Source organism: Kordiimonas aestuarii (assembly GCF_025574465.1).
GTDB lineage: Bacteria > Pseudomonadota > Alphaproteobacteria > Sphingomonadales > Kordiimonadaceae > Kordiimonas > Kordiimonas aestuarii.
The window spans coordinates 146,576-166,373 of sequence record NZ_JAOBPP010000018.1; the positions used below are offsets into that span (position 1 = coordinate 146,576).

The window sequence follows — 19,798 nt, forward strand, 5'->3', positions numbered from 1 at the left end:
ATAAAATCTCTCAGGCCTCGTCAACAGGCTCTTCTGCCACACTGGCGGTTTGGGCTGCGCGAAACTCATCAAGTTTCGCGGCCACACCGTCATCCATCAATGCGATCACGGCACCAGCGAGAAGGCCTGCGTTCTTGGCGCCAGCCTTGCCGATCGCCAGCGTGCCCACCGGCACACCACCCGGCATCTGCACGATGGAGAGAAGACTGTCCTTGCCCGAGAGCATGCTGGACTGCACCGGCACACCAAAAACAGGCAGAGGTGTCATGGCCGCAGCCATGCCGGGCAGATGCGCAGCGCCACCGGCACCCGCGATAATACACTTGAGGCCGCGGTCCTTCGCTGCCTTCGCGTAATCATAAAGCCTGTCAGGCGTGCGGTGCGCGGATACGATTTTGGTCTCATAGGCCACGCCAAGCTGCTCAAGCGCTTCTGCGGCGTGTTTCATTGTGGGCCAGTCGGACTGGCTGCCCATGATAATACCAACAAGGGGGCGTTCACTCGTCATAGCGTCGACATCCTCATGCTTACGAGTTTAGCGCAGGAAGGCGAACCTTACATCGCCTGTACCCTGCCGGGTTGCGGAGCGCGCATTATAGGCAGGCGCATTTTGAATGCAAGGGCCGATAAAGTAGGCATTTTTTAAGCCGACGCTTGCAAGACGATTCCCAAAGACGGCATAATGCTCTAGAAGAGTATGAATTGCCACGGACCACAGGTTATTTATGAAGATTACCAGCACACCCGGTGCCTTTCGTACAGCACCCACTCGGGAGGTCCGTAAAACATCTTCCTCGTCAAGCGCCACGAGCGCGAGCGCGCCGCGCCAGATTGACGATACTGTCAATGTGCAGACCATTCCGCCTGAGGAAATGACACCCCGCGTTCAGCGCGCCATTATGTCGCTGATGGAAGAGGTGGATAGCCTTAGGCGAGAGCTGGACCATACACAACGTCGCCTGCGCGAAATGGAAGACATGGCCGATACCGATGCATTGCTGCCAGTCCCTAATCGCCGTGCCTTTGTACGCGAGCTCAACCGCATGATTTCGTTTGCTGAGCGGTATGGCGCACCGTCGACCCTCATGTTTATTGATCTCAATGACATGAAACAGATCAACGACAAATATGGCCACGAAGCAGGCGACAAGGCCCTGTTCCATGTGGCGCGGCTGCTGACCGAAAACGTGCGCGGAACCGATGTGATCGCCCGGCTTGGCGGTGACGAATTCGGCGTAATCCTGGCGCAGGCGGATGAACAGGTTGGCGCCGAAAAGGCGGCGTCCCTGGCTCAGCTAATTGCGGCCCACCCCCTAAACCTTAATGGCGAATCGATCAAGATGAGCCTGGCGTACGGGACTTATACGTTCCGCTCTGGCGATCAGCCCGACGACGCGCTCGATAAGGCAGACAAGGCCATGTACGAGAACAAGAAAGAACAGAAGGGCGAAGACGGGGTCCGCTGATGCCCGGCAAAGGGTCAGGCAATAATATCCGGCACCAGCAGGTTTTTGAGCTTAGCGATCTCGTCCTTGAGCATCAGCTTGCGTTTTTTGAGGCGCTGGACCTGTAACAGGTCAAAGGTGCCTGCCCGCGCTACGGCCGTAATAGCATCGTCAAGGTCCCGGTGTTCCTGAATGAGAAGCGCCATTTGTCCCCTGATCTCATCCTCGTCCATCAATCGCCTCAAAACCAGTTTCTTGTGAAGAAACAGCGTTATAGCATGCCCGTGTGACACAAGGAAGAGAAGCCACAACAATGCTACCCAGTGCAGTCGATTTTTGGGAGTTCTCTGCGGAAATCTATAATTGCGCAGGCGTGAAGGATGCCTGCCTTGAAGCGCAGGATCTGTATGGTGCCGATGTAAACCTCATACTTTTATACCTTTGGTGCGACCGGGAGGGCATCGCCGTGCCGGAGAAGGCGCATGAGGCACTTGAGACAATCTCCGTACTGTGGCAGCGGGAAAAACTGGCTCCTCACCGCGCGCGACGTCGCGACGCCAAAGGCAAAGACGGCTATGAGACGTTACTTTCCGACGAGCTTGTACTGGAAAGAGCCGAGCAGGCCGCCTTGCTTGCGATAGCAAACGAGTATCCACCGCGCGAGCAAGCAGCTCAGCCCAACAATTGCGGTAACTACCTGACAGACCTCAACACACCGCTATCCCTTCTCAAGCCGCTTCATGCCGCTATCGGGCGTGCCTAGGCCCCGTTCTATCGCAGGAAGGTTGAGCGAGCCTCCCCTGCGGGCTTTCATGAGATGACGAGAATCACAACGAGGACTTCGATGACCCTGTTTTTGCGTTTTGCTGCCGCACTTTTTCTGCTGTCCGGTTTTGTCGCCCACGCTGCGCCCCCACCTACCAAGATGCTGGCACAAATGCGCGCCGCTTATGGTGGCGAAAAACTAATGTCGCTCACATCGGCCCGGATGACGCTCCATCTCCAGAAAGTCGGCGAGGAGCTGCCCCATGTGACAGAATTGCATTATGACCTGAGAGGCCGTTCAATTGGCAAATCGGAAACAACCGAAGCCGGAGTGGAACGCAAAATCGCGGGCGCTGGACGTAGTTACAGCTTTATTCGCAATCAATGTATGCCGCTAGAGGAACGGGATGAGGAAAAGCTTATGGGTTCGCTATATAGCAATTTCCTTTTCCTCCTGAGCGACAGCCAGACCATTCTGGCTCCACCTGAAGGCACACCACCGTCGGGCGACATATATTCGGGCCTTGCGTGGTACAATATTTTCCGTCCTGGCTGGAAAGGCTTTCACATAGGCGTTGATGAGGCTACAGGACTGATCCGCGCCCTATGGTATGGTGAAAAATCCACCGGCGAGGAATTGGACTATCAGATGGTTGACGGTGTCATGTGGCCGCACAGATTCAAAATATACGAGGGCGACAGGCTTTTAAGCGAGGGCTATTTCAACAACGTGATGCTGAGCCGCAGCGGTGACGATGGCATCAAAGTGCCCGACTATTGCATGCAGCTTCTCACGCCTCGCTAGGCGCTTCGCCCCACCGGTTGATTTCGGCTGCGTCAAGCCCAAAGAGATCAAGCGCCCGGGCGGCAGTATAAGTGACCATGTCGTCGATCGAAGCCGGTTTGGCGTAATGCGCCGGCACGGGCGGCATGATGACGGCACCCATTTCAGCAAGGGAGGTCATGGTGCGTAAATGCCCAAGGTGCAGCGGCGTCTCGCGCACCATCAATACAAGCCGCCTACGCTCTTTCAACATGACGTCCGCAGCGCGGCTGACGAGCGACGACGTGATACCTGTGCGGATCTCGCCCATGGTTTTGACTGAACACGGGGCGATCAACATCCCCATGGTCCGATATGAGCCACTGGCGATAGCCGCGCCGATATCTGCGGCTGGATAGACCACATCGGCGAGTGCCCGAACCGACTTGACTGCCACCTCTGTTTCTTCTGCGATGGTTCGCTCACCGGCCTTTGACAGCACAAGGTGCGTCTCGATCTCACTCGGGCGCAACAGCTCCAGAAGGCGGATACCATACGCCACGCCACTTGCGCCGGTAATCGCGATTACAAGCCTTTTTGTGCGAGTCTTAGACATTCTGCGCAATAATCCTTCAAAGCCCTCAAAAGCCGGTTTTGCTAAGTACCCGAAGATACAGGCTTAGTAAAAATGCGCCAATCTTTTCCGTGACAATATCATTACAGAATGATGAAATGCTTAGTCCAACCAATGCAAAAAAGGAGTGACGGGTATGAACCTAGAATCGCATGTTAATTCACTCAACGCCAAACATGCTGAAATTGAAGACATCATCGCCCGTGAAGAACACCGACCGTGTCCTGATACGATACGACTGGCTCAGCTGAAAAAGCAGAAGCTCCGTCTGAAAGAGGAAATGGCCCGCCTGAGACATTAGGGTCATAACAAGTTCATCACAAAAAAGAGCGTGAGGTGCGGACCCCACGCTCTTTTTGACTCTGGTTCGAACGTTATTCTTTCGTTGTTTTTGGTGCCGCTACGGCCTCGTCAGACACTGGCGCTTCGGCCGTGGCCGATGACTTGTCCTCTTGCTTACGCTTACGCTCCGCCGCCGTGCGAACAGCGTCATCAAGCTCGATCTGGCGACATAAACCAAGACCCACAGGGTCTTGCGGCTTGATATTCGAAATATTCCAGTGACTACGCTCACGAATGGCCAGAATTGTTGGCTTTGTGGTGCCAACGAGGCGGCTGATCTGCAAATCGCTCAGCTCTGGATGATTGCGCACCAGCCATGCGATTGCGTCAGGCTTGTCCTGGCGCTTGGAAACCGGCGTATAGCGCGGGCCTTTCGTACGCGGTAGCGCCTTGACGGCGTCTTCACTCAGCTTGAGCGAACCACTTGCATCTTCCTGACAGCGGTTGATTTCATCCCAGGTCAGTTGGCCACTGGCTGTCGGGTCTTGGCCGACAATATTCGTGCCCACCGTGCCATCGGCAATGCCCTGCACCTCAAGGTGATGGAGCTGGCAGAACTCCGCGATCTGCCTGAATGTCAGCGCTGTATTGTCAACGAGCCACACTGCGGTAGCCATCGGCATCAAAGGTTGTGTCATCCCAGTATCCCTACAAATTACAGAATTCCTCCAGTCCAGGTGAACCAGGGTCCACCTGCCCTCCCGGAAAGATCAAAATGTTCCTGAAAGGGGCGAGAGAAATTCCTCCCGTACCCCTCTTTAACAGGTCAGAAACGGCCTGTCACCGCGAATAATGGTTAAAAAGCGGTGATATTTGTGCCTGACGCTACTCATGCGAGACCTCAAGCATAATTTTACCCCGATGCCCGCTTGCCTCCATATAGGCATGAGCGGCGGCAGCTTCTTCCAGCGGAAATATCTTATCGATTTGCGGCAAAACCGTGCCATTTTCCATGAGCGGCCAAACTTTCTTCCGCAGAGCGACCGCAATGGCGCTTTTGAAGCTGTTATCACGCGGGCGCAGTGTGCTACCCGTCAAGATCAGGCGCTTGAGCATAACGGGCAACATATTCAATTCAACGGAGGGGCCACGCAGAAATGCGATAGAGACATGGCGGCCGTCCGGTGCCAGACAGTCAATATTTTTCTGAATATAATCTCCCCCGACCATATCAAGCACAACGTTCACGCCAGCGCCACCTGTTGCCTCCATCACACGCTCGACATAGTCTTCCGTGCGGTAGTTGATGGCTGTGTCGGCTCCCAGCTTTACACAAAAAGCCGCCTTATCATCACTACCTACCGTGGTGACTACCTTGGCGCCAAACGCCTTTGCCAGTTGAATGGCGACAGAACCGATCCCGCTTGATCCGCCGTGGACAAGTAAAGTCTCCCCCGCCTTCAGGGCCGCGCGGTCAAAAACATTGGACCAGACGGTAAAAAAGGTTTCCGGGATCGCCGCCGCCTGCACAAAATCAAATCCATCAGGCACCGGCAAGGTGGTCGCGGCCGGCGCCTTACAATAGGCGGCATAGCCACCTCCAGGCACAAGAGCGCATACCCTGTCTCCGACCGCAAAGCCGGAAACCTGCCCACCAATCGCCGCAATCTCGCCTGCGACCTCAAGCCCGGGAATGTCAGACGCACCGGGAGGTGGTGGATAACGCCCTTCACGCTGCACGATATCGGGACGGTTAACACCTGCGGCGAATACCTTGATGATAACTTCGCCTGGGCCAGCTTCCGGCATTTCCCGTTTTGCTGGCACCAGCACTTCCGGCGGCCCCGGCATCTTGATCTCGATAACCTTCACGTTTGCTCTCCTTTATTCTTGAGCAAAGGTGGGGCCGCAAGCCGGTGGTGACAAGCCCCTTATTCTTGGGCATCATGGCGAGAGAATGTTTTCAGGAGGCAGGAGGCCGGCCAATGGACTTCGACGATATACCGGTAAAAAAAGGCACACCACTGACCGCTGTGGAACGGGAAGACCTCTCCACCATCAGCGCCGAGGAGCTTGAAGAGAGGGTAGAGCGCCTTCAGGCAGAAATCGACCGCACACAAAAAGAAGTAAAATCAAAAAAAGCCAGCCGCGAAGCGGCAGCCGCATTCTTTAAATCCTGATAGTATACGGACGCAAAAAGACGAGGGCTGAGCAATCAAGGGGAGGTGGGCTCGGCCCTCGCTTAAGTTCACGACAGCGAGGGGTCGTGGAGGAAATTTACAGAGACACCAGTCGCCTTAGGCGGCATCCGCCTCGATCGTTTTCACCGACGTTTCGTCGGTACGGATATCAATTTGGCGTGGGCGCTTATGCTCGGGAATTTCCCGCTTGAGCTCAACAAGCAGTAACCCGTTCTCGAAGCGAGCGTCACCAACCTGAATAGTGTCAGCGAGCTCAAAGCGACGTTCAAAGGCACGCTTGGCAATACCGCGGTGCAGGTAACGGCGATCCTTGTCGTCGTCCTGCGCCTTGCCGGCAATCAAAAGCATGCCTTCCTGCACAGTCACCGTCAACTCATCGGGCGCAAAACCTGCTACAGCCATGGTGACACGGTAATCGTCTTCGCTCAGCTTTTCGATGTTGTAAGGGGGATAGGGCGCAGACTGTTCCGTATTCAAGGTCGAATCAAGCAACCTGTTCAGATGGTCAAAGCCTACAGAGCTACGCAGCAGTGGGGAAAGGTCAAAAGTTCTCATGTCATGTCCTCCGTCAGAAGCGACTGATTAGGGGCCCGCAACCATTGCCGGGCCGGTTAAATCCCGGTCCCGCTCATGCGGCAACCGGATGAAACCTATGTGGGGATACAGTCTTTTTTCTGCAAGAGGCGAAACGCAAAAAAGGCGCCCCAGATGGAGCGCCTTTTCCGAAAACCTGATATACGGGAATAACTTATTTCTTGAGCGACAAGGAACCAAACCGCTTGTTGAAGCGAGCCACACGGCCCCCTTCCAGAACCTGACGAGCACCGCCGGTCCAAGCTGGGTGAGATTTCGGGTCGATCTCGAGTGTCATTGTGTCGCCTTCCGAGCCCCAGGTTGAACGGGTCTCAAAAGTCGTCCCGTCGGTCATTACCACCTTGATTGTGTGGTACTCGGGATGAATGTCTTGTTTCATGGTCTTTAATCTCCGAAAACGAGGCGTCCGTTTACCGGATGTTTTGCCTGATTGCAAGGATGTTTCTACGCTTTTTTGGCCTTTCCGGCAAATAATCCACTTCATACCGGCCGAATAACAAGTTTTTCAAAAAGGTTCATTGGCATAAGCGTGTGCGCAGCCTATATCTGCCGGGATATAAACGGGGACAAAAACATGACTGATTCTGCCGTGCGGCTTGAGCACGAACCACCCAAAGGCAAACTGCAAAACCTGCGCACGCTCTGGTCTTTTGTCAGGCCCTATAAAACACAACTCATTCTTGCCAGTTTCTTCCTGCTTGTCGCAGCGGCCACGGTGCTGATCGTACCAACGGCGCTTGGGGACATTGTCGACAAGGGTTTCTCCGCCGACAACGCACAGAAGGTAAATGACTATTTCCTTGTTTTTGTTGGCATTGTCGCGGTGATGGCTGTCGCCACCGCCTTCCGGTTTTACTTCGTTACCTGGCTTGGCGAACGCGTCGTCGCGGATATCCGCAAAGCCGTTTATGAGCGCCTCATCACCCTGTCGCCAGAGTTTTTCGAGGAAAACCGCCCCGGAGAAATTGTCTCACGGCTCACCGCAGATACCACGCTTGTGCAGACCATCGTGGGATCAAGTGTATCGGTATGGGCGCGTAATTTCCTGATCGCCATCGGCGGCACTATCTGGCTGTTTGTCATGTCGCCCAAGCTCATGAGCTATATCGTTGTGGTAATTCCCCTGCTGCTGGGGGTTATCATTTTTGCAGGTCGTAAAGTGCGCACTTTGTCCCGCACCAGCCAGGACAAAGTGGCCGATGTGGGTGCTCGCGCCAACGAGTCGCTCGCCGCCCTCAACATTGTGCAGGCCTTCACCCAGGAAAGTTCCGAGGCAAAACGCTTTGGCGTTCATGTGGACGACGCCTTTGTCGCTGCCAAACGACGCATTACGGTGCGCGCCGCCATGACCTTTGCGATGATTTTCCTCATTTTCGGGGCAATCGCGCTGGTGCTTTATGAAGGCGCCCAAGATGTTATCGCAGGCAGCATGACTGGCGGCGAGATGCTTGATTTCATCATGCGGGCTGTGTTTGTTGCCGGTGCTTTCGGTGCACTATCCGAAGTTTACAGCGAACTTCAACGCGCGGCAGGCGCGGCTGGCAGGCTGGCAGAACTGCTGGCGGCAGAAGCCACGATCAAAGCCCCAGCGAAACCTGCCGCGCTTCCCGCTTCCGTGAATGGTGATATTCATTTCGATAACGTAACATTCCATTACCCGAGTAAGAAGGACATACCCGCCCTTGAAGATTTCAACCTTCATATCAAGCCGGGCGAAACAGTTGCACTTGTGGGCCCTTCAGGCGCAGGTAAATCGACCGTGCTGCAATTGCTGCTGCGTTTTTATGACCCGGACGTGGGCAACATCAACATTGACGGCGTCGACATTGCCACGACCGCTCCACAGGACTTCCGCTCGCACCTGGCATTTGTGCCGCAGGAAACCATTATCTTCGCGGATACAGTCGCCGAAAACATTCGCTATGGCCGCATGAATGCGACGGACGACGAAGTGAAGAGAGCTGTCGACGCCGCTGCAGCCAAGGAGTTTATCGAGCGCGCGCCCGAAGGATACGACACCTTCCTTGGTGAGCGCGGCACGCGATTGTCGGGCGGCCAGCGCCAACGTATTGCCATTGCCCGGGCCATCCTGCGCGACGCGCCGGTGCTGCTGCTTGATGAAGCGACCAGTGCATTGGACGCCGAGTCCGAGCTTAAAGTACAGGAAGCGCTTGAGCACCTGATGGAAGGCCGCACCACGCTCGTGATTGCGCATCGGCTTGCAACCGTGAAGAAGGTGGATCGTATCGTGGTATTGGACGAAGGACGTATCGTTGCGGAGGGCACCCACGACGAACTGGTTGCCAAAGGCGGGCTATATAAACGACTGGCCGACCTCCAGTTCAGCACAGGAAGCTGACGTGGCTGTCCTTGACAACAGCAAGCTCGACCTTTGTAATGTGTTGATTGTAAGTAAATACCAAAGCAAAGGTTAAAGGCTTTTTTGGCACCCGCACAGGAAAATCCAGGAAGGTGGCTAGAGGTTACCACGGTTGTAGGATGTCGTGTCGCGTGTGCCTATTGCCCACAAAAAGCGCTCACCTCGTCCTACAGGCACATCTCCAAGACGATTGCCCTCAAACTGGAAGATTTTAAACATTTCCTGACCAGCGTGCCAACTGACGTGAAACTTGCCTTCAGTGGTTATTCAGAACCCTTCCTGAATCCGGACTGTGTTGCCCTGATGCAATATGCCTCGACCAAGGGGCACAAGCTTATCGCGTCCAGCACACTTGAGGGCATGACCGTGGAACAGGCAGAGCAAGTGGTAGATATCCCGTTTGAGCGCTTTCTCGTGCATCTGGCAAACGATATGGAACAAGAGCGCATCACGTTGGATCAACGCTATTTCGATATACTGGATATATTTCAGGGTCATCCAGACTTTCGGTTTCACTCCGATGGATACAAGGTCCATCGGGATGTAGAGCATCACCTGGTTTCCTACGCGCTCAGAAAAGTTCATTCCCGGGCTGGGAATGTTCCGCAAGATAACGAGATAGACGTAACGCAGGAGCGTCTTGAGACAATCCATATGCAAGGTCCGATCACCTGCGATCGGCTGAACGGCAATGTGCTGTTGCCCAACGGCAACGTTGCTCTTTGCTGCATGGATTTCGGTCTGCGACATGTGATTGGAAACCTGGCAACCGACAGCTATGAAGACCTGTTCACATCGCCCGAATACAAACGTGTTCAACAGCAGATGTTATCGGGTGGCCAAGACATTTTATGTCGCACATGCCACAAGGCCGTTCCTATAACCAACTGACCTGGCATTGCAGTTGGTCAGCCTCCCTGCCCGCCAATCAATAACGGCACGATCTCCTGCGTCAGCACCTGCATGGGGATGAACTGCGTTGGTTTTCCGTAATTTTTGCCCGTAAATGCTGCAACCAGCTCCAGTTCCGGGATAATAAAAATGAAATTGCCGCCGTTACCATGTGCATAGATGAGGCTGACCGGTTTCCCCTTCACTTCACCACTGTCAAGCCACCAAAGGTAGCCGTAGCGCTGTCGCCTTTCATAGATTTTCGTGTGCTCTTCGGTCACTTTATCGAGCCATTTCTCTGACACCACCTGCGTCTGTTTTGTGTCATTTCGCGCCATATCTGTGCCGCCCGGTGTCGCCCCCCGCGCGGCAACCATCAAACCTATTTTATGCAGGTCGGAGAGCTTCAGACGCAGGTGGCCCCCGGTATCGGTGTAGCCTTTTGGCGTACTCTCCCATTTTGCTCCCTCAATGCCCAGCGGACGGAACAATCGCTCCTCGGCATAGGCCGGCACGTCCCTACCCGAGAGCTTTTTGAGTACACGTCCCAACAACACAACACCGCCCGTACAGTAGCTGAAATGTTTCCCAACTTCATGGGCGATGGGCTGACCGAGAAGGAAGGCCGCCCAGTCGCGGGTTTTATACATCTTGTCTTCATGGCCAACAGATGCCGGCACCCAGTCATTGCAGGCAAGGCCGGTGCGCATGGTCAGGATGTCCTCAATGGTGATGTCGCGCTTGTCGCTGCCTTTGGGAACGGCGACAAATTCGTCGGGCAGAATATCCGCGACCTTTACGTCCACGTTTTTCAGCCGCCCGTCTTCAATCAACTCTCCAATCAACAGGGCCGTGATGCTTTTGGTAGCGGACCGTATGTCATGCCGTTCACCGGCATCAAAGCCGGGCGCGTAGGCCTCAAACACCAATTTGCCGCCCAGGCTGAGCATGCCGCCTGTGATCCCATCATAGTCCCCCGCCTTGAGCTTCCTGACCACATCGTCAGTCGCCGGATGCGCGACCGCTGACCCCACACCAAACACCGCCAGCATACCCGCGACCAATATAGCCCGTATCATTTTGTCCTCCCCAGCATTTTATGTCCGCAGCATCAGAATGCAGGAATGAGGCAGCAAGATGAATATCACACCACCTGACACCTGTTTCAGAGACCGTAATACCAGGGCACCACAAGCGTGAATACCAGCCAAAGCAACAGCACAAGGGGGATGCCAAGACGCATATAGTCGGCAAAGGCATAGTTGCCCGGCCCCATAACCAGAAGGTTGGTCTGATAACTGACGGGTGTGGCGAACGAGCAGTTGGCGGCAAAAATAATCGTCACGACAAAGGGCATCGTAGGCAGGTCAAGCCGTGTCGCCATATCTATCGCAATCGGCGTAAAGAGAATTGCCGTGGTGTTGTTACTAAGGATATTGGATACCCCAGCCACAAGGATAAACAACGCGGAGAGCATTACCGTGCTGCCTGCGCCGTCCAGCAGCGACACCATACGGTACCCGAGGAAAGCAGCGCCACCGGTCGCTTCCATGGCCGCACCCATGGCAAGTGCCGCCCCCACCAGCAGGAAAACTTTGCGGTTGAGCGCCCGGCTTGCTTGCCCCACAGTCAGGCACCCCGTGATAACCACAATAAACGCCCCCATCATGGCAGCGACGACGATTGGCAAGGCACCGCTGGCTGACGCCACCACAACAGATATGAAAACGAGCTGCGATATCCATTTTTTCCGTTTCTCAGGCAGCGCATGGCCAGTCCATTCCATCAGGATGACATCGCGACGTGTTCGCAAGTGGCGCAACTGCGAACCGGTGCCACACACAAGCAGGATGTCCCCCGCCTCAAGCCGAATATTGCCAAGGGGGCTGCGCGGCATGCGGGTGCGCCGCTGCACTCCGATGATTGTGCCACCGCCAGAAAGGTTTGCCCCCACCTGTAAAACCGTGCGCCCTTCAAGCGGGCTTGCAGGTGGAACCAGAACCTCAAAAAGATGCGCGGTATCCTCGCTCCGGGTGCTGTCCCTACTGTCACCGCCACTTCCGCTCCCATTAGTCAAGGCACCTGGCGTACCGGCGGCGATGTCCGCGAGCTTCTCCCGGGTACCGACAAGCGTTAATCTGTCGCCCGCACGCACCGTGATGTCATCAAAAGGCGGCAAAAGGCTCTGCCTTTTTCGCTCGATCAACCAGACCGTCAAGTCAGGCAGGCCGGGCAACATGCCGGAAACCGACTGCATACCCTCAAAGCGGCTACCTTTCAAAACGATCAGCTGCGCGATAAATTGTCTGCCCCCAGACACCTCAACCCCAGATTCAATACCCCCGTCCTTTGGCAAGAGGCGGGGAGCCGCGAGCCAGATGAAAGCAAAACCTGAAAGCGCCATGATGATACCAGGCACTGTGAAATCAAAAAAATCGATGCGGCCCCCGGTGATAGAATGGTAAGCCCCCGCCACCAGCAGGTTTGTGCTGGTGCCGATCAACGTCGTCATGCCACCGAGGATCGCGGCAAAGGATAGCGGCATCAGTACCTGGCTGGGTGCTTCCCGCATTTTATTGGCCAGCACGATCATGATTGGCAGAAACATAACAACAACCGGTGTATCATTGAGAAAGGCGCTGATCACCATCACACCAATGAGGCAACCAAAGATCAGCAGCCTGGGCCGGCGCCTGCCGTGGCGCACAAGAAGTATGGTGGGTCCCTCCAGCGCAGCTGTCTGGCTCATGGCTTGGCCAATAACCATCAAGGCCAATATCGTGATGAGGGCGGGATGGGCAAAGCCTGCCAGCAGGCTTTGGCTGGTTACCGGTGTGCCGCTATTGCCGCCTTCATAGGGCAGGAGTTGGAACAGCAGCAGCAATGTTGCAACAACGCCCAACGATATGACCTCGACAGACCATCGCTCCGTTGCGTAAAGCACAATGGCGCCAACGATAACTGCGAAGCTGACCCACATGTGAATATTCGCTGCAACCATATCCATGCCGGTCTCCATAAGCATGAGGTAACTGCAACCACCACAAGCTATCAGGATATCGTTTTTTTAAAGGCACGTCTCGCGAAAGAGTGAGGGTTGCCCTTGCCTTGCCAGCACGATTAAGCAAAGCTTCACAAATACGGTTGTAAAATACACGACATGACCAGCGCCGGGAGAAGGCCCTTTGAAATCAACCAGTAACTGGCTGTACATGCTTCTGCTTACCCTCTGCCTTTCCTGGCCGCTGCGCGCCGGGCCCATACGGCTATGCAACAGTACGGAATTCTGGCCTCCCTACAGCTTCCTGCACAAGGACAAACTCATCGGCGAACATACGGAGATTCTCGACGCTGCCTTTGCAGACATTGGCCGGGAGTATGAGCAGGTATTATTACCATGGAAACGGTGTCAGGACCGGGTGGCCGCAGGTGAACTGATGGGCATCATCGGTATTTCCTTCACCGAGGAACGCAACGGCCTGTTCCATTTCCCCGCTGACGCGCCGGAAGACGCTCCACCGGACGCCATAAGCCAAGTGGAATTTGTCATTGTCACCCGGGCAGATATCCCGGCACCCACAAGCATCAGCATTGAGGCAGTACCGGAACCCGTGGGTGTTCTTCTGGGATATCGCTCCGCCGACACGGTACGGGAGGCAGGTAAACGCGCGCAAATCGTGGCGCAACAATCAAGCCTGTTTCAAATGCTGGAGCGTTCCCGCATTGCCTCTGCCGTGGTGTTACGGGGTACCGCAGTCCGGTATGTTGAGACGAGTGAAGAGCCTCTGGTGATCCATGAGCCCGCTTTATGGTCCACACCCCATTTTGTCGCCTTCAGCCGCAAGGCGGGCCTGCAGGAAGGGCAGATGGCGGAAATATGGGCAGCCATTAAAGCCGTCAGGGCAGATAAGGCACGCATGGCAGCCCTCCGGCAACGGGTCAATGAAATGCTGGAGCCCTGCTTTGCCGCTGACGCCTCTTGCAAATAAGAGCCAAGGTCTATCTCTGGGTCAGACGCATTTCGATGCGGCGATTTCGACTGTAGGCGAAAATATTTTCGGCCGGGTCAATGGGCTGATATTCGCCAAAGCCGGTCGCGGCCAGACGCTCCGCTGGCACACCAACCGAAATAAGAAACTCCACCACACTAATGGCGCGGGCCGAAGAAAGTTCCCAGTTGTTGCGGAACTGCGCATTTGAAATCGGGCGCTTGTCTGTGTGGCCATCCACCCGCAAAATCCAGTTCAGCTCAGGCGGAATTTCGCGCGAAATCGCCATAAGCGTCTCGGCGAACTTGCGCATTTCGGCGCGCCCCTCTGGCCCCAGTTCCGCGCTTGCCGAGCTGAAAAGCAGTTCGCTTGCAAATACAAATCGGTCGCCTTCTATCCTGATTTCAGGGCGGCTGGATAGTACCTCCTTGAGCCGACCAAAAAATTCAGATCTGTATCCCGCCAGTTCCTCAACCTTACTGGCCAGCGCACGGTTGAGCCTGCGGCCCATATCCACAATCACGGCCTGATTGCGGCGGTCACGTTCTTCACTGGCCTGCAGCGCAGCCTCAAGCCTGCCAAGCTGCTCCTGAAGGGCGGTGATATTGCGCTGAAGCCGCGCAACCTCCGCACGGGCACGGGCGGATATGCTGCGTTCTTCTTCCAATTCACCAGCGGCAAGGCCGTACTGCTCCTCGAGCCTGCTGGCTGCGGCTTCGAACCGCTCCCGCGCCTCGGTCATCTCGGCCAAGCGGGCTTCGCTGTCCGAGAGTTCCGCGCGGGTGCTGTCAAGCGTCGCCGAAAGCTGGTCCCGGTCCTTGTTGGCGGATGTCAGGGACGCGGAAAGCTCGGCCATACTGTCCCTGAGCGCAGAATTGGCCTGCTGTTCCATCTTCAGAAGGTTGCCAAGCTGCGCCACCTGTCCCCTGAGCTCCGCCAGCGCCTGATCACGCCCGGACAAGGCCTGCCCAAGGAAAAACTGCGCCAAAACGAACATTGACAGCAGAAAAATAATGACGAGCAACAGTGTGGATAATGCGTCCACAAAACCGGGCCAGCTATTGTCCTGACCACCACCCCCTATGCGCCGCCGCGCGCCGATCATACGTCATCGCCCTCGTCACGCCGTGCCGAAAGTCCGGTAGGCTTGGCTTCAGGCTCGGCGGTATAGTCCTTCGGGGACGGACTTGCCGCTTTCGGCGCTGGCTGCGGCCCTCGCATCGTGGCGGGCCGGTGCAGGCCCGGTATCGTACCAGTGCCACCGTCCATGCTTGCAGCGATCGTGCGCGACAGCAGCTTGAGCTCAGCGCGCAGTTCCTCCACCAGATTATCGGAGGTGCGCACCTGTTCATCAATCAGCCGTTTGATACCGACATCAAGGTTACGGATATGGCCTTTGGTGGCATCGTCCATCACCGGTGCCGCAGGCGGCGGCGTCTTGTGGCTGGTGGCCAGTTTGTCGATGGCCGTTGCCAGCATCTTGAAGGCCTCGTCGCCCTTTTGCATGTGTGCACTCTGTGCATCCAGTTTGTCCGCAAGGGTCGCAAGCGATTCTGCAATGCTTGTCATGGTATGCTGGCCCTGCAGACGCGAATCCTCAGAGTGTTTAAGTGTACGCTGCAGCCGATCAATGCCATCTGCTGTCTGTTCCATCAGCGCCGTCATATAGGAACTGGGGCTGGCCATGCCATCGGACACTTCCGTACGCGACAACTGTGTCACAGACGCAAGCCAATCTTCCACACTATTATAGAAGCGGGTCTGTGCCTGACTGGCTTGCAGATCCATGAAACCAAGAATCAAACTGCCCGCGAGACCAAACAGCGAGCTTGAGAAAGCCGTTCCCATGCCGGAGAGTGGGGCTTCAAGGCCCGCCTTCAGTTCATCAAACATCAGCGCCATATCGCCGCCATCAACCGTCAGGCCATTAATGGTTTTACCGATGGCGCCAATGGTGCCCAAAAGCCCCCAGAAAGTGCCCAGAAGGCCAAGGAAGATAAGAAGGCCTGTGAAATAGCGGCTGATCTCACGACTTTCCTCAAGACGGGAAATGATTCCGTCCAGCACCGAGCGCATGGACAGCGTGGAAAGACGCATGCCCCCCTCTTCCTGAGCGCTGAGAAGCGACGCGGCAGGTGCCAGCAAGCGTGGCGCGGCCGATGAGCGGCTCGCCTCATGGCGCTGGAATGCCGTAACCCACTCGATCTCAGGCGTCAGGTCGAACACCCGACGATAAGCAAAGCCGATGCCAATCAGAAGCGTCAGCACAATCACACCATTGAGGGCGATATTGGCCATGAAGGCGTCAATCATCGGACCTCGCAACAGGGCCACCAACACCAGCACCGCCACCAGAAACAGCGTCATGCGCATCAGAAATTTTCTTGGCTTCTGCATCGTGCCCTCACTTCCCCAAATCACGGTGAGTTCCGGCATTATGCCGGAACTCAAACCACAGCAATAACTTGGCTACAGTTTAAGGGCAATATTATGACTGTAAATGGGGATTTACGGAAGCTGCAGATAAGACCCCGATTTAGGCGGCAAAATACTTTTCCACGATGGCCGGATGTTCCTTGGGCGAGGTGCCCAGCATGCTTTCTGCCAGCTTGTTCAGCCTGGCGATCGCGGGCTCGCTGTACAAGCGCCCAAGGTAGGCAGCAACACGGGGCCACCGGCTGGCGTCAAGCGCCCAGTCCGCCCAGAAGGCATTGCGCATGATCGAACCAATCGCGATATCCCCCACCGACAGCGTGCCGCACAGGTAGCCGTCATCCGGCACTTCTGTTTCTAGATAGTCCAACACCTTTGGCATGTCTTCGTTGATGGCTTTATCGACAATGGCTTCATCCGTTGGCTCTTTCAAGACAACCGGGCGAACACGGCGCTGGAAAAAAAGCGGGAACAATACGTTCCGGCCAAGATGATCATCGGCATATTCCTCAAACCAGCGCGCACGGGCGCGGGCTTCGATGTCGCCGGGGTACAATGGTGTCTCAGGGAATTTTTCTTCCAGAAACTGAGCGATCACTGTCGAGTCCGGCAGGGTGAAATCACCGATCCTGAGCACAGGAATCCGGCGCAAGGGGCTGATTCTGGTGAAGTCGTCATCGCCGAGAAACGGGATTTGTGGGTGGCAGCGAAAAGGAACGCCCTTAATGTCCAGAATCGCCAGAACCTTACGGACATATGGGGAAATTGGGGTACCAATGATGGTAATCTCGTCTTTCATGGACGTGTCCTCCTCGCTGCTGAGCGTGAGAATAGCCCCAAACACGCGCTTCTCAAGGCTTTTCACGCCTCCAGACCCGTATGCCTGTTATGCAAATTTGAAAGGTAAACCAAAGAATAGCCCTGAAGGTCATACAAAAAAGCCGCCCTCTCTTTCGGGGACGGCTCTATACATTCTGTCAGGTCTGGCGTGTCAGCCTTTAAAGCCCCGATGAACCCGTTTGATCACGCGCTGCATGGGGGCATGAAGCTGGTCGTTAGCAGCGATGATATCGCCTGAATTGAGCATCTCTGTGCCACCCTTGAGGTCACTGACATATCCACCGGCCTCTCTCACGAGAACGATACCCGCAGCGATATCCCAGGAAGACAGGCCCGCTTCCCAGAAGCCATCGTAGCGGCCAGCTGCCACATAGGCGAGATCAAGTGCTGCAGAGCCGAAACGGCGGATACCGGAAACATTCGGCATGAATTCGGCCATTTCAGCCATGAACAGATCATGATTGCCCCGCCCCTTGAACGGGATACCCGTCGCCAGCAGCGCGTCTTCCATCTTGTTGCGGCCCGAAACCCTCAGGCGCGCTTCATTGAGGTAAGCGCCTTGCCCCTTCTCTGCCCAGAATAGCTCGTCAGTCAGCGGCGCGTAAACCACACCGGCAATCAACTCGCCACGCTCTTCCACCGCAACCGAGATCGCGAAATGCGGCAGGCCGTGCAGAAAGTTGGTGGTGCCATCAAGCGGGTCGATGATGAAGCGAACATCGTCGCGCTTTCCTTTAATTTCGCCCTGTTCTTCCATCAGGAAGCCGAAGTCCGGGCGGGCGCGGCTCAGCTCTTCAAAAAGTGTCTTCTCGGTGCGTTTGTCGGCCTGCGAAACAAAGTCAGCCGGGCCTTTTTTTGACACCTGAAGCTGTTCCACCTCACCAAAGTCGCGGCGCAGATTGCGGCTCGCTTTCAAAATGGCGGATACCATCACATTCATCAGCGGTGAACGACGGGCCATGGAACTCTCCAATCTTGGGTTAGGAATTACTCAAAACAAAAAACAGACGCACGAAGGCGCGGACAGATTAGTCCGCGCGACCGGCATATTCACGTTCAGCGGTTGCAACGATGATCTTGTCACCCACGTTGACAAAGGGCGGCACACCAACACGCAAGCCATTCTCAAGCATGGCAGGCTTGTAGGAGCTCGACGCCGTCTGCCCCTTGACCACAGGCTCGGTCTCGGTCACTTCAAGCGTAACTTTCTCTGGCAAGCGCACGCCAATCGGCTTCTCGCCGTAAAGCTCGATCACCACGGTCATTCCATCCTGAAGGAAGACACTGTCTTCACCGATATCTTCGGCGGAGATAGAGATCTGTTCGTAGCTGTCCTGGTCCATGAAAGTATACATATCGCCTTCAGCATACAGGAATTGATAGTCCTTCTGCTCAAGCGTGACACGCTCAACTTTTTCACTGGAACGGAAACGTTCATTCAGCTTGGTGCCATCGATCAGGTTCTTCAACTCAACCTGCAGATAGGCGCCGCCTTTACCAGGCTGGGTGTGCGCAATTTTTACAGCGCGCCACAGGCCGCCTTTATGCTCAATAACATTACCCGGACGAACGGCGTTACCGTCGATTTTCATGGAGCACCTCTTAAGATCTCATAAGTGTCAAAGAACAAGTTGGGCCGCGATGTAGCAGATTCGCCAACGCGATGCAATGGGCTTGGGGCGGCGATGCCGCTTTGCGCGTCGCGCAGGCAGGCGTTCAGGCCGGGTCCTTCTCGAACCTCGTCACACTGCCCTCTGTCCGCCTGTCAAACAGCGGCCCTGGCAACAGATCTTCCAAATCACTTTACCGAAAAAAGCGGCTTATCGTTGCAGATTTGCGAACGCATTGTTCATAACTAAGCGATTTTCGCGCAACCAAGGAAACCCTATCTTGGCCTTAACGGCAAGCAAGCGCGAGCCTTCATGAATGCCAAAAGCTGGAGATATGAAATGACGATACAAACATCAGTTAAGGACATCCGCGGCCCCTTCGGCCTTCCCACCCTGGAAGGTATATTAGGCGACTACAACGAAGTCGGTACCACACTGGCCCGAGTAGCAGCGGGGCTTTTCCTCATGCCACACGGCGCGCAAAAACTGTTCGGGCTCTTCGGCGGCTACGGCCTTGAAGCAACCGGCCAGTTCTTCGCAAACCAACTCGGTTTCTCGAACGGGTATCTGGCCGCAATGGGCGCGGGGTCAGTGGAGTTTTTCGCAGGCCTTGCCCTTACCCTTGGCCTTTTTACCCGCTCGGCAGCCATTGCCATCACGGTGATGCTACTGGTAGCCAGCCAGTTCCACATCGCGAACGGCTTCTTCTGGACCGACAACGGCTGGGAATATCCAATCCTGTGGGCTGTGGTTGCCTTTAGCTTCGCGCTGCGCGGTGGTGGACACTACAGCGTCGACCGCATACTCGGCATCAAATACTAAACGGCACTGGAAACCGGGGCGCGTGAGGGCACCACGGGCAAACAGAGCTCTCACGCCGCCGCCAAAAACTGATGCGCTAAAAACATCAAAGACTTATGTGGTTAAGATCACGCTAAGAAACAAAGGAAATCATAAGAATAATACTAGTT

The 19,798-nt window shown here is 55.5% G+C and carries 23 protein-coding genes; 9 read left to right on the plus strand and 14 right to left on the minus strand.

The genetic code is table 11. The features are described from left to right. Positions 1-10 precede the first annotated feature (10 nt). Positions 11-508, minus strand: coding sequence for a 5-(carboxyamino)imidazole ribonucleotide mutase (purE, locus tag OEU85_RS06715; RefSeq protein WP_262690688.1), 498 nt, complete (start codon positions 506-508; stop codon positions 11-13). Between the two features lie 217 nt (positions 509-725). Here purE and OEU85_RS06720 point away from each other — a divergent pair, with 217 nt between their 5' ends. Next, the gene (locus OEU85_RS06720) at positions 726-1,466 is read left to right on the plus strand and encodes a GGDEF domain-containing protein (protein WP_262690690.1); all 741 of its coding nucleotides are present in this window, start codon (positions 726-728) and stop codon (positions 1,464-1,466) included. Positions 1,467-1,480: 14 nt separating this feature from the next. Here the strand turns inward: OEU85_RS06720 and OEU85_RS06725 are convergent, their stop codons facing one another. Further along, positions 1,481-1,678, minus strand: coding sequence for a YdcH family protein (locus OEU85_RS06725; protein WP_262690692.1), 198 nt, complete (start codon positions 1,676-1,678; stop codon positions 1,481-1,483). Between the two features lie 80 nt (positions 1,679-1,758). On the opposite strand from OEU85_RS06725, the gene OEU85_RS06730 reads away from it, so the two are divergent. Together OEU85_RS06730 and OEU85_RS06735 are read left to right on the plus strand one after the other, a co-directional pair. Continuing rightward, positions 1,759-2,208: a TIGR02444 family protein gene (locus OEU85_RS06730; RefSeq protein ID WP_262690694.1), complete on the plus strand. Its 450-nt coding sequence runs from the start codon at positions 1,759-1,761 to the stop codon at positions 2,206-2,208. An 81-nt stretch (positions 2,209-2,289) separates the two neighbouring features. Further along, entirely contained in the window at positions 2,290-3,015 is a 726-nt protein-coding gene (locus OEU85_RS06735; protein ID WP_262690695.1) for a hypothetical protein, read from the plus strand. On the opposite strand, the gene OEU85_RS06740 is transcribed toward OEU85_RS06735, so the two are convergent. Further along, positions 3,002-3,589 (minus strand): UbiX family flavin prenyltransferase, encoded by a 588-nt coding sequence (locus OEU85_RS06740; protein ID WP_262690696.1) that lies wholly within the window; start codon positions 3,587-3,589, stop codon positions 3,002-3,004. The genes OEU85_RS06735 and OEU85_RS06740 overlap by 14 nt on opposite strands. Positions 3,590-3,743: 154 nt before the next feature. Between OEU85_RS06740 and OEU85_RS06745 the strand changes: the two genes are divergently transcribed. Continuing rightward, positions 3,744-3,908 carry a YdcH family protein gene (locus OEU85_RS06745; RefSeq protein WP_262690697.1) on the plus strand — a complete coding sequence of 55 codons (165 nt, stop codon included), beginning with the start codon at positions 3,744-3,746 and terminating at the stop codon, positions 3,906-3,908. A gap of 73 nt (positions 3,909-3,981) precedes the next feature. Here OEU85_RS06745 and OEU85_RS06750 read toward each other — a convergent pair whose 3' ends face one another. Continuing rightward, the gene (locus OEU85_RS06750) at positions 3,982-4,587 is read right to left on the minus strand and encodes a DUF1013 domain-containing protein (RefSeq protein ID WP_262690698.1); all 606 of its coding nucleotides are present in this window, start codon (positions 4,585-4,587) and stop codon (positions 3,982-3,984) included. A gap of 187 nt (positions 4,588-4,774) precedes the next feature. Then, positions 4,775-5,761, minus strand: a complete 987-nt coding sequence (locus OEU85_RS06755) for an NAD(P)H-quinone oxidoreductase (RefSeq protein ID WP_262690699.1) — start codon at positions 5,759-5,761, stop codon at positions 4,775-4,777. Between the two features lie 113 nt (positions 5,762-5,874). On the opposite strand from OEU85_RS06755, the gene OEU85_RS06760 reads away from it, so the two are divergent. Then, positions 5,875-6,069 (plus strand): DUF1192 domain-containing protein, encoded by a 195-nt coding sequence (locus OEU85_RS06760; protein WP_262690700.1) that lies wholly within the window; start codon positions 5,875-5,877, stop codon positions 6,067-6,069. Positions 6,070-6,186: 117 nt separating this feature from the next. Here OEU85_RS06760 and OEU85_RS06765 read toward each other — a convergent pair whose 3' ends face one another. Both OEU85_RS06765 and rpmE read right to left on the minus strand, forming a co-directional pair. Next, entirely contained in the window at positions 6,187-6,645 is a 459-nt protein-coding gene (locus OEU85_RS06765; RefSeq protein ID WP_262690702.1) for an Hsp20 family protein, read from the minus strand. Positions 6,646-6,838: 193 nt separating this feature from the next. Further along, positions 6,839-7,063: a 50S ribosomal protein L31 gene (rpmE, locus tag OEU85_RS06770; RefSeq protein ID WP_262690703.1), complete on the minus strand. Its 225-nt coding sequence runs from the start codon at positions 7,061-7,063 to the stop codon at positions 6,839-6,841. Positions 7,064-7,258: 195 nt separating this feature from the next. Between rpmE and OEU85_RS06775 the strand changes: the two genes are divergently transcribed. Then, a complete protein-coding gene (locus OEU85_RS06775; RefSeq protein WP_262690704.1) occupies positions 7,259-9,043 on the plus strand; it encodes an ABC transporter transmembrane domain-containing protein in 1,785 nt (594 codons plus the stop codon). An 84-nt stretch (positions 9,044-9,127) separates the two neighbouring features. Beyond that, the gene (locus OEU85_RS06780) at positions 9,128-9,955 is read left to right on the plus strand and encodes a radical SAM/SPASM domain-containing protein (protein ID WP_262690705.1); all 828 of its coding nucleotides are present in this window, start codon (positions 9,128-9,130) and stop codon (positions 9,953-9,955) included. A 17-nt stretch (positions 9,956-9,972) separates the two neighbouring features. On the opposite strand, the gene OEU85_RS06785 is transcribed toward OEU85_RS06780, so the two are convergent. Next, complete coding sequence (locus OEU85_RS06785; protein WP_262690707.1) at positions 9,973-11,034, minus strand: serine hydrolase domain-containing protein; 1,062 nt, start codon at positions 11,032-11,034, stop codon at positions 9,973-9,975. An 86-nt stretch (positions 11,035-11,120) separates the two neighbouring features. After that, positions 11,121-12,962, minus strand: coding sequence for an SLC13 family permease (locus OEU85_RS06790; protein ID WP_262690708.1), 1,842 nt, complete (start codon positions 12,960-12,962; stop codon positions 11,121-11,123). Between the two features lie 178 nt (positions 12,963-13,140). Here OEU85_RS06790 and OEU85_RS06795 point away from each other — a divergent pair, with 178 nt between their 5' ends. Beyond that, positions 13,141-13,944 (plus strand): substrate-binding periplasmic protein, encoded by an 804-nt coding sequence (locus OEU85_RS06795; RefSeq protein WP_262690709.1) that lies wholly within the window; start codon positions 13,141-13,143, stop codon positions 13,942-13,944. A 10-nt stretch (positions 13,945-13,954) separates the two neighbouring features. On the opposite strand, the gene OEU85_RS06800 is transcribed toward OEU85_RS06795, so the two are convergent. From OEU85_RS06800 to efp, 5 genes are all read right to left on the minus strand, one after another. Further along, positions 13,955-15,049, minus strand: coding sequence for a peptidoglycan -binding protein (locus OEU85_RS06800; protein WP_262690710.1), 1,095 nt, complete (start codon positions 15,047-15,049; stop codon positions 13,955-13,957). Next, positions 15,046-16,341, minus strand: coding sequence for a hypothetical protein (locus OEU85_RS06805; RefSeq protein ID WP_262690711.1), 1,296 nt, complete (start codon positions 16,339-16,341; stop codon positions 15,046-15,048). Before OEU85_RS06805 ends, OEU85_RS06800 begins: the two co-directional genes overlap by 4 nt. Positions 16,342-16,480: 139 nt before the next feature. Further along, on the minus strand, positions 16,481-17,242 hold the full coding sequence (locus tag OEU85_RS06810) for a glutathione S-transferase family protein (protein ID WP_262690712.1): 762 nt from the start codon (positions 17,240-17,242) through the stop codon (positions 16,481-16,483). 126 nt (positions 17,243-17,368) lie between these two features. Next, positions 17,369-18,178 (minus strand): inositol monophosphatase family protein, encoded by an 810-nt coding sequence (locus tag OEU85_RS06815; protein WP_262690713.1) that lies wholly within the window; start codon positions 18,176-18,178, stop codon positions 17,369-17,371. 67 nt (positions 18,179-18,245) lie between these two features. Beyond that, positions 18,246-18,809, minus strand: coding sequence for an elongation factor P (gene efp, locus OEU85_RS06820; RefSeq protein ID WP_262690714.1), 564 nt, complete (start codon positions 18,807-18,809; stop codon positions 18,246-18,248). 357 nt (positions 18,810-19,166) lie between these two features. Here efp and OEU85_RS06825 point away from each other — a divergent pair, with 357 nt between their 5' ends. After that, entirely contained in the window at positions 19,167-19,649 is a 483-nt protein-coding gene (locus OEU85_RS06825; protein ID WP_262690715.1) for a DoxX family protein, read from the plus strand. Positions 19,650-19,798 lie beyond the last annotated feature (149 nt).